Origin of the sequence: Bacillus norwichensis (assembly GCF_014836955.1) — a bacterium.
GTDB lineage: Bacteria > Bacillota > Bacilli > Bacillales > Bacillaceae_C > Siminovitchia > Siminovitchia norwichensis.
Genome location: NZ_JACSPV010000040.1, coordinates 1 through 13163, shown reverse-complemented (window position 1 = coordinate 13163; position 13163 = coordinate 1). Strand labels below are relative to the sequence as shown.

At 37.4% G+C, this 13163-nt stretch carries 11 protein-coding genes and 2 pseudogenes; 9 read left to right on the top strand and 4 right to left on the bottom strand.

What is annotated here, in order from left to right; translation table 11 throughout:
- The first annotated feature begins 405 nt into the window (after positions 1-405).
- From H9631_RS17560 to H9631_RS22450, 5 genes and pseudogenes are all read left to right on the top strand, one after another.
- The gene (locus H9631_RS17560) at positions 406-777 is read left to right on the top strand and encodes a GntR family transcriptional regulator (RefSeq protein ID WP_191815111.1); all 372 of its coding nucleotides are present in this window, start codon (positions 406-408) and stop codon (positions 775-777) included.
- A 5-nt stretch (positions 778-782) separates the two neighbouring features.
- Positions 783-1643 (top strand): ABC transporter ATP-binding protein, encoded by an 861-nt coding sequence (locus H9631_RS17555; RefSeq protein WP_191815109.1) that lies wholly within the window; start codon positions 783-785, stop codon positions 1641-1643.
- A gap of 574 nt (positions 1644-2217) precedes the next feature.
- On the top strand, positions 2218-3087 hold the full coding sequence (locus H9631_RS17550; protein ID WP_191815107.1) for an ABC transporter ATP-binding protein: 870 nt from the start codon (positions 2218-2220) through the stop codon (positions 3085-3087).
- Positions 3080-3691 (top strand): ABC-2 transporter permease, encoded by a 612-nt coding sequence (locus H9631_RS17545; protein WP_191815105.1) that lies wholly within the window; start codon positions 3080-3082, stop codon positions 3689-3691. The genes H9631_RS17550 and H9631_RS17545 overlap by 8 nt, the downstream gene beginning before the upstream one ends.
- Before the next feature lie 415 nt (positions 3692-4106).
- Positions 4107-4281 (top strand): annotated as a pseudogene (locus tag H9631_RS22450) (IS110 family transposase); the annotation flags it as partial.
- A 264-nt stretch (positions 4282-4545) separates the two neighbouring features.
- On the opposite strand, the gene H9631_RS17540 reads toward H9631_RS22450, so the two are convergent.
- The 3 genes from H9631_RS17540 to H9631_RS17530 all read right to left on the bottom strand — a co-directional run bounded on the left by H9631_RS17540 (position 4546) and on the right by H9631_RS17530 (position 7358).
- Positions 4546-6003 carry an ABC transporter ATP-binding protein gene (locus tag H9631_RS17540; RefSeq protein WP_191815103.1) on the bottom strand — a complete coding sequence of 486 codons (1458 nt, stop codon included), beginning with the start codon at positions 6001-6003 and terminating at the stop codon, positions 4546-4548.
- Between the two features lie 11 nt (positions 6004-6014).
- On the bottom strand, positions 6015-6686 hold the full coding sequence (locus tag H9631_RS17535; RefSeq protein ID WP_191815101.1) for an energy-coupling factor transporter transmembrane component T: 672 nt from the start codon (positions 6684-6686) through the stop codon (positions 6015-6017).
- 66 nt (positions 6687-6752) lie between these two features.
- A complete protein-coding gene (locus tag H9631_RS17530) occupies positions 6753-7358 on the bottom strand; it encodes an MptD family putative ECF transporter S component (protein ID WP_191815099.1) in 606 nt (201 codons plus the stop codon).
- Positions 7359-7672: 314 nt separating this feature from the next.
- On the opposite strand from H9631_RS17530, the gene H9631_RS17525 reads away from it, so the two are divergent.
- Complete coding sequence (locus tag H9631_RS17525) at positions 7673-8653, top strand: AraC family transcriptional regulator (RefSeq protein ID WP_191815097.1); 981 nt, start codon at positions 7673-7675, stop codon at positions 8651-8653.
- Here the strand turns inward: H9631_RS17525 and H9631_RS17520 are convergent.
- Positions 8643-8867 (bottom strand): annotated as a pseudogene (locus H9631_RS17520) (MptD family putative ECF transporter S component); the annotation flags it as partial. The gene H9631_RS17525 and the pseudogene H9631_RS17520 overlap by 11 nt on opposite strands.
- An 81-nt stretch (positions 8868-8948) precedes the next feature.
- On the opposite strand from H9631_RS17520, the gene H9631_RS22920 reads away from it, so the two are divergent.
- The 3 genes from H9631_RS22920 to H9631_RS17505 all read left to right on the top strand — a co-directional run bounded on the left by H9631_RS22920 (position 8949) and on the right by H9631_RS17505 (position 12715).
- Entirely contained in the window at positions 8949-9077 is a 129-nt protein-coding gene (locus H9631_RS22920) for a helix-turn-helix domain-containing protein (protein ID WP_191815094.1), read from the top strand.
- 169 nt (positions 9078-9246) lie between these two features.
- Complete coding sequence (locus H9631_RS17510) at positions 9247-11013, top strand: ABC transporter ATP-binding protein (protein ID WP_191815092.1); 1767 nt, start codon at positions 9247-9249, stop codon at positions 11011-11013.
- Positions 10985-12715 carry an ABC transporter ATP-binding protein gene (locus tag H9631_RS17505; protein WP_191815090.1) on the top strand — a complete coding sequence of 577 codons (1731 nt, stop codon included), beginning with the start codon at positions 10985-10987 and terminating at the stop codon, positions 12713-12715. The genes H9631_RS17510 and H9631_RS17505 overlap by 29 nt, the downstream gene beginning before the upstream one ends.
- Positions 12716-13163: the final 448 nt, after the last annotated feature.

Sequence of the window (13163 nt, the reverse complement as noted above, 5' to 3'; positions counted from 1 at the left end):
TGATATTCAAAAAGGTGCCCCGATTTAGATGGGGGCACCTTTTTTTAACCTCATTCCGAAGCAGTCTCCCATCTCTGTAAGTGGTGAGATGAATGCATGGAAGGGGCAAACCTCGGCTGAATAAAGTTAAAGCCTTCCGCAGATGCCACAGATGCTCAAAGGAAATTTTTCGAGTGGAAATTATTTATAATGATAACAGTTTCCTAATAACCTAAGTAACATAGGGTTTTTAGGACTTTATTGATTGTGACACATCATATTTAATTATCCCAAAAAGGTTTCTGAGTAGAATATAATGACCTTGCTTCTTTATAAAAAGACATGAAGCTTATCTTGATGAAATTATTCAACCCTTTCTATACTGTGTATAATAGAGATATACAATGATAAAAAAGAGGTATCGGCATGCAAATTATTATATCAAACAGTTCGAAAGAGCCAATTTATGAGCAGATTGTGAAGCAAATTCAAACGTCAATCTTATCAGGAGAACTGGAGGAAGGAGCCACATTGCCTTCCATGAGACAGCTGGCTAAGGATTTAAAAATAAGTGTAATTACCACGAAACGGGCATATGAAGAATTGGAGAAATCAGGATTTATCTATTCGATTGTTGGGAAAGGTTCGTTTGTAGCAGAACAAAATTTAGATGTCATTCGTGAGAAAAAGTTAAGAGTCATCGAAGAGCAATTAAGTGCGGTTATCTTCAATAGTCGAGAAATTGGACTATCTTATGAAGAACTGCAGGAATTGTTAAAGTTGTTGTACGAGGAGTGATTGGGTTGGAAAATGTGATAGAATTCCGTAGTGTTTCTAAAGCGTTTAAGGCATTCTCTTTAGAAAATCTGGATTTAGAAATAAAACAAGGATTTGTAACAGGATTTATTGGAGCAAATGGAGCGGGAAAATCAACCATAATAAAGCTGATAATGAATCTTTTACAGCCGGATAAAGGAGAAGTGAACGTATTTGGATTGGACTATGCGAGTCATGAGAAAGAAATAAAAGAACGCATAGGCTTTGTTTACGATAACAATATATTTTATGAATCATTGAGCCTGAAGGATATTACCAGAATCGTTGGGCCAGCTTATCAACGCTGGAATAATAATCAATTCAAAGCTTATACTGATCAATTTGAGCTGCCTATGAATAAACCGATTAAAAAGTTTTCTAAAGGCATGCAGATGAAGGCATCTTTAGCGATTGCTTTATCTCATGATGCGGAATTAATCATAATGGATGAGCCTACAGCGGGATTAGACCCGACTTTTCGCAGAGAGTTATTAGACATTTTTCAAGAAGTAATGGTAGATGAAAAAAGGAGTATTTTCTTTTCAACGCATATTACAAGCGACTTGGATCGTTTTGCGGACTACATTGTACTGGTTGATAAAGGGGAAGTTCTCTTTAATCAATCCATTGACGAACTGCAGGAGCGGTATGCTTTGGTGAAAGGTAGTATCGATTTGCTTGACCGAGATACGGAAGAGAATTTTATTAAAATAGATCGATCCCAAAGCGGATTTCAAGCTTTAACAAATGATGTGAAAAAAGTAAAAGGAGTCTTTGGTAATCATGTTGTGATTGAGAATGCTTCCTTAGAAGAAATTATGTTTTATGTGAAAGGAGCACGTAGGTAAAGTAATAGGGCCATTTTATTACAAAAGATACCAATGATATATTTATTTAATACATAAACTTATGATAGGAACAAAGTAAATTAAGAAGACTGAAAGAATTTTACTATTGAATATTCCGGGAGAGATCTTAAACATTTCGTTAAGGTCTCTCTTTTTGCTTATCAAGAAAGATAAGGAAATGGTTGATAAAATGATAAAATCATGTTTCAATAATGTGTATAGTGTTTATATAGTATATAATGTTATTATATACTATGCGCTGTATTGAGATGGAGTATTTGAAATTATAAAAGGAATAGGGTTGGTGACAGAAAGAATAGCTTGTTTTAATTTCATTCAGAAGAAGCCTATCACTTTTGTAAGTGGTGAGATGAAAGCATATAGGTATTCCATTCTGTGGGGGGAAATCCTGGCTGAATAACGTTAAAACCTTCGGCGGATGCCACGGAATTTCAGAGGAAATTGAACGAGCGGAGCTTGATACAATCTGGGCGCAAATGCGCAAAGAGCATTTGATAGAGCCGATTTGCAGCGAAACAATTACTGAAAACTATTTTATGTGAGGAATGGTAGTATGGAAAATATAGTGGAGTTCAAAGGCGTAACGAAGCGATTTCAAGGTTTTTCCCTAGAAAGTATCAATCTACAAATTAAGCAAGGCTATGTGACTGGGTTTATCGGGGCAAATGGAGCAGGAAAATCGACAACAATGAAGTTAATAATGAATCTTTTACAAGCAGATGCAGGTGAAATAAAAGTATTTGGATTAGATTATGCAAGACATGAGAAAGAGATTAAGGAGCGCATAGGATTTGTATACGATAGTAATGTGTTTTATGAAAGCTTAAACATAAAGGATATTCGCCAAATTGTTGCACCAAGTTATAAAAATTGGAGTGACGAGCAATTTTATGATTATGTCAAGAAGTTTGAACTACCACTAAATAAAGCAGTTAAAACGTTTTCGAAAGGGATGCTGATGAAAGTTTCTCTGGCAATGGCTTTATCTCATGATGCCGAATTTATTATGATGGATGAGCCTACAGCCGGACTAGATCCAGTTTTCCGGAGAGAACTGTTAGATATTTTAAAAGATATTATGAGGGATGGAAAGAGAACACTTTTCTTTTCCACACATATCACTAGTGATTTAGATCATATTGCTAATTATATTACATTCATTCAAAAGGGAAAAATTCTTTTCAATGATTCTATAGACGAAGTGCGGGAGCGTTATGCTTTAGTCAAGGGAAGTACAGATTTAATCAATCGTGATACAGAAAAGAGTTTTATAAAGGTAGAGCATTCTTCTACTGGATTTCAAGCTCTGACAGATGATGTAAAGAAAGTGAAGGAGCTATTTGGGGATCGTGTCTCTATTGAAGAAGCTTCCCTGGAGGATATTATGTTTTATGTGAAAGGAGCGAGTCATCAACATGTTTAATTTGATAAAAAAAGATGTCATTATACAAAAATCACAAATTTTACTGTTTATTCCATTTATTATTTTCTTTGCTCTTTTTGGCAAGCATATGAGCCCAGCCTTCATTTTTTTGATAGCTAGTACTTATATACCGATAAATGGATACATATATGATGAACGGGTAGAATCAAATATTCTTCTTAATTCTTTACCGTATACACGAAAAGAGATTGTTGCTGCAAAATATATTGGAGCAATTGTCTATATGATTTTATCAATTGGTGTAGCTGGTATTATTCTATATTTATTTAATTATGACTATATGATAAGGGATATAGCCATTGCTGCTGGTCTGTTCTTCGTATTTGTGGCTTTAGCTTTTCCGTTATTTTATATATTAAAACCTGGTTATATAGGAATGGCGGTTTTAATCGGGTTTATAGTCTCAGCATTGATTCTGCCTCCGATTGTCCAATTCTTAGCAAAACATTTCACAGCTATTACAGAGTTTCTTACAAGTTTGTCCACAGCGACTCTTTACCTTAGTGGTGCAGGAATTGCTATTGGTCTGTATTTTATTTCTTGGATGGTAAGTCAATTTATTTATCAACACAAAGCATTGTGACTCTAATTGTAACTCATCACACATAATAGAAAGGGGCGATTGTCATGCTTTTGTTTGCGGGACGGCTTTTCTTGCTGTTGGGTAAAAATCAATAAACCATACTGATGGGGAATGTCATCATAGGATTCCTGTTAAATTGGGGCTTTGATAAAAATAGAGCTCCTCAGTAAGATGAGAATAGATAGCACTCTAACACTCAAATTACAGGAGGAAGCTCTACTATGAAGTTTAACTTCATTCAGCAAAAGTCTCCCACTTCAGTAAGTGGTGAGATGAATGCATATTGGTATCCATTCAGTGGGGATTCAAACCCCGGCTGAATAACGTTAACGCCTTGGGCGGATGCCACAGATTTTCAGATTAAATTTATCGAGCGGAGCTCATAAAATCTGGGCGCAAATACGCCAAGGCGCATTTGATAATACAAGATAAACAAAATCAACTTATTAAAAGGGTTTCTGATCGTCGCCTCATTGTAGGAATTGATATAGCTCAACAATTTCCGTTGCACGAGCTGTCAATTTCCGTGAAATTGTGGTTGGGGACCTCTATCATTTGAAAATAATGAAGAAGGTTTTGATAGATTACTAAATTTGTGATTTTTTCATAGTATGCCAAATAGTCATTGCGTATAAATACGTGCGAAGCATGCCAGCTTTTGTCGTTGTCAAACCGAGGTCGGTTTGCATGAATGGTAGAATACGACATATGCCATTCGTCCAAAGCCTGTTGTTGTAATCAGTAATCCCATTCCAAGAAAAAAATAAATGTATATAAATATCTTTTATCTGTTCGTGTTTGAGGATTATTCACGCATATGAAAAGAGATTCGTTAATTGACGAATCTCCCTTTTTTATAATTCTTCCATTAAGTGAACAATGTCTTGAAAGTTTAGTTCGTTTGTTGCTATGTCTTTTGTAATTGATCCATCTTCAAGTTTGAGGACTCGCTGACATGCTCCTGCGACAAGCTCGTGATCATGTGTAATGACAAAGACGCAGCAGGGGCGTCGGCTCAGCTGATGAATCATGTCAATAATGCGTTGGAGATTCTTTCCATCTAGTCCTGTTGTTGGTTCGTCTAATATGAAGACAGTGGCCTTTTGCATTAAGCCGATGGCAAGGACGAGTCGTTGCTTTTCACCCCCTGATAATGTAGCGGGGTGGTGGTCTTTTAGATCCCATAAATCAAGTTTATTCAGCAGACGGGAAGCCTCTTTTTCGTTACCTTGTTGATGTAGCATTACTTCGTTCCAAACACTGTCAGTAAACAGCTGATAGACTGTATCCTGCATAACAAACCAAATATGATTCATCCGCTGTTTACGATGTAGCACGCGGTTATCTACAAAAATTTTCCCGGATTTTTCCTTTGTAAGTCCGATTAATGTACGGGCAAGCGATGTTTTACCAGCACCATTTTTACCAATCAGTGCAGTTACCTCGTGTGTATTTAAGGTGAGACTTACATTTTTCAATACAAAGCTTTTAGATTTAGAGTGGCGCACCGAGAGATTGTCTATTCTTATTTTGGGTTTCGGCTCTGGGAGTGTCCAGGTGTTCATCTCACCTGCTTGAAGAGAAGGCAAGCGCAGCCCAAGTTGCTGAATGTGATGATAGGGCATCCTTCGCAGTTCAGTAGGTGTGAAAACTTTTGTAATTTGACCATTTTCCATATAAATGATGCGATCCACTATGTCCATAAGGTAGTAGAGCCGATGTTCGATAACAACAATCGTTTTACCTTGTCTTTTCAATGATACAAGCTCATCTTGAAGCATTTGTGTAGCCGGCAAATCAAGGTTGGCAGAGGGTTCATCCATAACAAAGATAGGCGGCTCAATGAGCTGAGTAGCCGCGATGGCTACTTTTTGCTTTTGACCACTGGATAGACTCATGACATGTTGGTAACGGATCGGCTGTAAGTTTGCTTGGTCAATCACTTCCTTCAAGCGCTGTTGAATAAGCGAACGTTCAATTCCGTAGTTTTCCAGTTCAAAGACCAACTCGTCTTGAACAATGGACGTAAAAAATTGTGACTTCGGATCTTGAAAGACGCTGCCAATCTTTTTGCTCCATTCCCAAATGGGCAAAGCTTGTGTCGTTTGTCCGTCGATTGCTACACTCCCTGTAACATGTCCATCATAAAAATGAGGAATTAGCCCGTTAATGATGCGGCCAAGTGTCGTTTTGCCAGAACCAGATGGACCTGTAATACAAACACATTCACCTTTTTCGATATGGAGATTAATATTTTGTAAAAGAGTCTTTCCTGGTTGATAGTCAAATTGAACATTTTCAAGTGTAATCATAGTTATTCTCCCTAGACAATCCACAATGTACTAAGCATTCCAAGTCCTGCTGCCAATCCAACAGCATCCTTTGGTTGAAAAGCAATTTCATAATGACTTGTTTTTTTACAAGGAGCGTCAATACCTCGTGTTGTTGCAGAAGCGCTTAAATCATCTGCTAATCGAATGGTTCGCATGAGAAGTGGAACCATTGAATACTCGAACATTTGCAGAGGATGTCGCCAGTTCTTGGATTGCTTGAATGAAATACCTCGAACCTTCGCGTTTTCACCGATTATTTTAGATTCTGCGCGCAAAATTGGAAAAAATCGCAATGCTACAGTAAAAGTAAGCAGAATACTTTCAGGGACCTTCAATTTTTGCAGGCTTGCAATGAGTTTCCCAGAAGGGACTTTTGCTAAGCCAGAAGCGATGATGATTGTCGGTAAGGTTTTAAGTGCAATTAATAACATTAATAAAAAGACATTCAAAAATGTATCGCTCAAATAATTTGTAATAAGGTACCTTGCAAGTAAGAAAACGCAGTACATGAAAAACCAATTAATTCCTAATTGGTATTGATTTTGACAGACGAGTAGAAGGATGGCAGTCGCAGCCAAGACAAGTGAGCTTGTCTCATTGACGAAAATTGCCAAACATCCACAAATGAGTAACAAACCAAACTGTAAACGAACATCAAACATAAAAATTCTCCTAATGATTCCTTCGCAAAGTCTCTTTATGGAAAGAGAGAGGATGTCGGAAGTGTGTTAGTGATATTGAATATAACCTGATTTGATGAAATGTTTGTTGAGTAATTTCTTTGATAAATGACAACCAATCATCGCCATCATGAAGGAAAAGGCAATTCCGATGGAAAGCCATATTGGCGAATAAGCATAATTCACCATTCGATCAATTGTTTCAGGTGAAAATTGCATTTTATCTAAACTTTCCCTCCCGAAGAGATAAATGTTCATCAAGCCACCTGTTCCATAAATAGCACCGTATAAACCGAATGCCAATCCTTGGCGTGAGACATTGCGGTACTGCGAACCATTTCCCTTGATAAGTGTAAGCTCCCCAAGTAAACCGGCAATAGCGAAGAATGGCAGCATTAGTGGTGCCCCCATAAGCGTATAAATGAGACCTTGAACAATCGCCATAAAAAATAACGTGCCACCTTTACCAACGCGGATCGCCATCAACATATACACTAAACTCGTAACGAAAAGGCTCGTGCCAGAAATATAGGGCATTGCGACGGCCGTGAATGGAGTCATAATCATATTGACAATGGTTTGAAGGATAAAGATCAAAATCGTATATAGACCAATCGTAATGAAATCTTTTGCAAGTAGTTTCTTAGCTTTCATCATGTTTAGCTCCTTTTCTTCTATTGCTAAACCAAATGATAACGATTATCATTACTATTAACTACTCCATTAATTTTGAAATAATCCAATCGGATCGCAAAGTTTAAATTCATCAGCAGAAATCTCCCACTTCTATAAGTGGTGAGATGAGTGCATATGGATGTTCCATTCAGTGTGGGGGAAAATCCCAGCTGAATAAAGTCAAAGCCTCCGACGGATGCCACAGATTTTTAAAGGAATTTTATTGAGCAGAGCTTGATAAAATCTGGGCGCAAATACGCCAAGGCGCATTTGATTTAGAAAGGATGTTTCACTTGACGAATGATATTTTAAATCGGAGCTATGAAACGCTCGAAAGTGTATACATTCAAAAAATACGCGATGTATGGTTAGGTGAGATATACGAATATTCACCTCGTTATGGTGAGGGAACGCTTGAACGCTATGTTTTAGAGCCTGGAATTGAACTAGCGATATTCCGTCAATGCACGCATGAAAGACTAGCAGAATCATTGCCTTATCACCAAAAGAATATGATTGAGATTACGTCACTTGCCAAAGGTGAGCTATATGTACGCTATGGTCCAGCGGATGAATGGACGAAATGCGATAATCAGCAGCTCGTTTATTTTAGTTGGTCAAAGCCTCTGAAGTACTATGATCTTCGTTGTAAACAAGCAGACGGTATTGGACTGTATTTAAATATGGACTTGTTGACGAATGGAATTTCAAGCAGTCAAAGTTGGGTGCAATTATTGGAGCGGTTGTTTAGGACAAATGTACGCGTTTATTCGAGAAAAAGCTCCCCTATCCATCGTTCCATTACAAATCAGCTTATGGTGCCGTATGAGGAAAATGTGATGAATCATTTCCTATTGAAATCAAAAGCTTTGGAATTTTTATCTCATTGTGTGAATGAGGAGTTGGGGGAAGAGATTCCTTTTTGCCCTGATGCCCGCATACGAAAAGTAAAAGAAAAAATAAATGCATCCTACGACTCACGACTGCAAGTGAATCAATTGGCGAAAGAATTTAATATTCCACCGATGGCGCTTCAAAAACAATTTAAACAAAGCTATGGTTGTACAGTTTACCGATATATTCAAAAAAGACGAATGGAAGCCGCGATGGATGCGTTACTTACAACAGACCAAAGCATCACAGACATTTCAATCAAAGTTGGTTATGATAATCCAAGCAAGTTTGCAACAGTATTTAAAAAACAGTACGGTGAGACACCTCTTCATTATAGAAGAAAGTATCGTCACCCTTTTTTACATGATTTTACCCCTTAAATTGAATGTATCCAGCTTTCACAAAATGTTTTTTGAGCAGGGCTGCTGCTACATAACACCCAGTCCAGGCTGCTAAAAAGGTAACGAGCATTCCAGTTAAAACAAAAAATGGCGAATAGGCAAAGCCTACAATTTGGTCAATCATAGATTGTGGATATTGCATTTTTCCAAATTGTTCTGTTCCTAGTACGTAAATCTTCATGAATCCTCCTAAACTATAAAATGTAGGAGATTTACAAAATTATTTTAAACGCCATTATCAAATGACGGCTTATCAGTACATTCAAAAAAACGTATGGAGGAAGCATCGCGTCAGCTCATTGAAACCTTTGCCTCAGTGACAGAGATTGCTTGTAATGTCGGATATGATAACCCAAGTAAATTCATACATGTTTTTAAAAAAATAAATGCAGAGACTCCCTAAAGTTATCGCAAAAAGCATTTTATGGGTTCAACTCATTAAGTAAAAGACCTTTTCAAAAGCAAAATACTTTTGAAAAGGTCTTTTTGGATTGTTTTTATTTTTTTAGAGTGGCGACTAATAATTATTTTCAATTATAAAGGAGGTAGGTTATGAAAAAGGGGAGTTGGAGATGAAAGAGCAAACGAATTTCGCATTTTTATGGGGCGAAACGAAAGGCGAGCGCGGTAAACTGTTAGCGGCAGTCATATTTAGCGCGCTAAGTACGATATTGACGTATGCGCCATTTTTAGTGGCGTACTTTATTTTAAATGAATTATTACAACCTAATCCTCGTCTCCAAGAAGTGAAATCATGGGCATTCATCGTTGCAGGGCTCATTCTCTTGCGATTTTTATTCTTAGGTTTGTCAGGGGTGTACTCACATATTGCTGCTTACAATGTTTTATACCAATTGCGTGCTAAAACGGTAGCGCATCTAGGGAAACTGCCACTAGGTTACTTTACAAAAACGACATCAGGTGATTTGAAAAAAACAATTAATGAGGACATTGAAAAAGTAGAAAATTCATTGGCACATCAATTGCCTGATTTATCAGCTGCATTTATTGCACCAGTTGTTATTTTTATCTACCTATTAACAGTGGACTGGAAGTTGAGTTTAGTATTGCTTTTGCCTCTGATTTTAAGTTATGGGACCCAAATGTTAATGTTCCGAAATGTTAAAGAAAACATGAAGCTCTATCATCGTCATTTGGTTGAGATGAACTCTTCTTTTATTGAATACATTCGGGGGATGGCCGTCTTTAAAGCATTCAATATGACAGGAGCCTCTTTTCAAAAACTGCGTCAAGCCATTTTGAATTATGAAAAAATGTGGATCAAGATGACAAAAGAACAATCATTTCTTTATTCATTATTCATTGTGATGACTGATGCAGCACCATTATTTGTTATTCCTGTAGGGGGATATCGTGTCCTTCAAGGTACATTAGATGTAAGTGCGTATTTATTATTCCTTATATTGAGTATGACATTTTTATCTACTCTGAAACAGTTGCTCGATTTGGGAAGAGGATTATCAATGATATTAGAAGGGGTGTCGCGACTGAAGTTGATTTGGTCAACACCTGCCCAAACAGTAGGAAATGTTAAATTGAGAAAGGAAGAGGTTCAATCATTCCGGTTTGATAATGTATCTTTTAAGTATGATGAACAATATGTCCTACGAAATATTTCACTTCAGGTTAAACGTGGAGAAACTATTGCATTTGTTGGGCCTTCTGGTGCGGGAAAGTCAACGGCAGCTGAATTAGCCGCGCGTTTTTTTGATATTGAAGAAGGTGCTATTTATATAAATAATACGAGGCTACAAGAGATGGATCAACGATCACTAATGGACAATATTGCTTTTGTTTTTCAAGATACATTTTTAATGGATGACACTATGTGGAATAACGTTTCAATGGGCGGCGATTATTCGAAAGAAGAGATAGAGCATGCATGCAAGGCCGCAGAAATTCATGAGTTTATTGAATCCTTGCCAAAAGGGTATGGTACGAGGTTAGGAGAAGCAGGCGTAAAAGTGAGTGGTGGTCAAAAACAACGAATTGCGATTGCAAGGGCGATTTTAAAAGATGCGCCGATTATCATTTTGGATGAAGCTACGTCTCACGCGGATGTCGAAAACGAGCGCAAAATTCAAAAAGCGTTGGACAACTTATTGCAAGATAAGATGGTGATTATTATTGCACATCGTTTGCATACGATTCAACATGCAACACGAATCTATGTATTTGAGGACGGATGTATTATAGAAGAAGGAACAGATGAAGAGTTAATAGCTCAACCTGGTCGTTATCGAAGTATGTGGGCTGCGTATACAAAATTTGAGGAAGGAGGAGATCTCAATGTATCAAAAACTGCAACTCGTCTTTAATCAACAATTGAATCGCCTCTACTTTCCGATTCTGTTAACTATTTTGGATACATTCGGGACAGCAAGCATCTTCGGCAGTGTATATTATGTTCTCCTTCATTTGATTGAAGGGCAATTTACATCAGGTACATTGAAAACTGCCATGTTGATTCTTGGGATTGGTTATGTCATTCGTCTCCTGGCAGTAGGTTTTTCACAATATTTATTCCAAATAAGAGGAGCCAAGTTAATCCGTGATGCACGTCTTAACATTTCCAACCATTTGAAAGAGTTGCCGCTCGGATATTTTTCAAAAGAAAGTATCGGCACCATTATTAATACGTGTACTGTTGATATGACACATGCTGAGCGTGTCATTACCCATTTGATCGGCGATATGCTCAAAGTAATTTTTGTTACAGGATACATTTTAAGTGCGTCCTTTGTGGTTGAGCCCAAGCTTGCGCTCCTTCAATTGATATTGGTAGTACTATCGTTGCCGCTCATCGTGTGGATTGGAAAATTAGGTGAAAAAGGCGGGCATCAGAAAAAAGTTGTTGTGAATGATGTATTAGCACGTGTGATGGAATATATTGATGGGATTCGCATTTTCCGCTCGTATAATCAAACGGGAGTGGCTTTTGGAAGGTTAAATGAGTCATTCAAGCGTTATCGTGATGAAAGTATTCGACTTGAAGTTAAGTTAGTACCGCTTAACTTTATATTTTTCATTATCATTGACTTCATTGTACCGATTATTTTTATTGCAGGTTCATATATGTTGTTGGCTGGCGAGATTCAAGTGGAAACGATGGTAATCTTCGTTATCATTTCGTTAGGGGTCTCGACTTTATTTCGCCCGTTTAGCGTGTTGTATACGGAGTATAAAGTATTATCTGTAACGATTGACCATATTGTGTCGCTCTATAAAATGGATACAGCGTCTTATACAAAAGAGACCGCAGACTTCCCGCATTACGAAATTGAATTTGATCATGTACAGTTTGCATATGAAAAAGGCCAGTCAGTGTTGCAGGATATGTCCTTTACTATGCTGCAGAATACGATGACTGCATTAATCGGCCCATCAGGATCAGGAAAAAGTACGATTCTGAATGTATTAGCGCGCTTTTGGGATATCGACGGCGGTACAATCCGCATTGGTGGGGAGAATATTCAAGAGATTAAACCAGACGCCTTGTTGGAAAAGATAAGTATTATGTTCCAAAATGTATATGTGTTGAATGATACAATACTTCAAAACATTATTATTGGTAAGCCTAACGCCACGTTAGAAGAAGTAGAGCAAGCTTGCCGACGTGCCAATTGTCATGAATTTATTATGAAATTAGAGCATGGATATGAAACTGTCGTTGGAGAAGGCGGTTCGACTTTATCGGGTGGAGAGAAGCAGAGGATTTCGCTTGCGCGTGCATTTTTAAAAGATGCGCCCATTATTTTGCTTGATGAAGCGACTGCATCACTAGACCCTGATAACGAAATGGAAATTAAAGAATCCGTAGATAAATTAGTAGAAGGAAAGACCGTTGTCGTCATTGCCCATAAATTGAATACAATACAACATGCGGATCAAATTCTATTCCTAGAAAATGGAACGATCCGAGAGAGCGGGACGCATGAAGAGTTGATGGCATTAAATGACCGCTACGCGGCGATGTATTATGAACAGCTGGAAGCAAAAGGGTGGAGACTTCAAGTATAGAAAAATTATTTATTAACGTCTTTGATTGGATCTGAGAGAGATAAAACAGCAGCAATAACAATAATCAAAACATTGTTTTCGGACAGTGTTTTTTCTTTTTAATGAGAAGACTGTTTTTAAAATGAAATAATAGAAAAGAAGGGATTGACGTAAAGAATATATGGTGATAATATATTTCTACTGGCCAATACTTAATTTTAATTATTTTTTAATCGAAGAAATAATTTTTAAAAAAGTGTTGACGATAGAATGATAAAATGATATATTTAAAAAGTCGCCTCAAACGAGATGAAAAACAATTCAAAAAAGTTGTTGACAATCAAGTGCGAACGCGATACAATAGAAAAGCTGCTCGAGAGAGAGCGATTTCGAGTTTGATCTTTGAAAACTGAACGAAACGAACGTCAATAATTTGATGTAACAATGGTTTTAAACCATTGCCAGCTAG

Bases quoted from the DNA above. Each gene is read 5' to 3' on its own strand.
- H9631_RS17560 (WP_191815111.1), top strand. From the start codon at position 406: ATGCAAATTATTATATCAAACAGTTCGAAAGAGCCAATTTATGAGCAG.
- H9631_RS17550 (WP_191815107.1), top strand. From the start codon at position 2,218: ATGGAAAATATAGTGGAGTTCAAAGGCGTAACGAAGCGATTTCAAGGT.
- H9631_RS17545 (WP_191815105.1), top strand. From the start codon at position 3,080: ATGTTTAATTTGATAAAAAAAGATGTCATTATACAAAAATCACAAATT.
- H9631_RS17540 (WP_191815103.1), bottom strand. From the start codon at position 6,003: ATGATTACACTTGAAAATGTTCAATTTGACTATCAACCAGGAAAGACT.
- H9631_RS17535 (WP_191815101.1), bottom strand. From the start codon at position 6,686: ATGTTTGATGTTCGTTTACAGTTTGGTTTGTTACTCATTTGTGGATGT.
- H9631_RS17530 (WP_191815099.1), bottom strand. From the start codon at position 7,358: ATGAAAGCTAAGAAACTACTTGCAAAAGATTTCATTACGATTGGTCTA.
- H9631_RS22920 (WP_191815094.1), top strand. From the start codon at position 8,949: ATGGAGGAAGCATCGCGTCAGCTCATTGAAACCTTTGCCTCAGTGACA.
- H9631_RS17510 (WP_191815092.1), top strand. From the start codon at position 9,247: ATGAAAGAGCAAACGAATTTCGCATTTTTATGGGGCGAAACGAAAGGC.
- H9631_RS17505 (WP_191815090.1), top strand. From the start codon at position 10,985: ATGTATCAAAAACTGCAACTCGTCTTTAATCAACAATTGAATCGCCTC.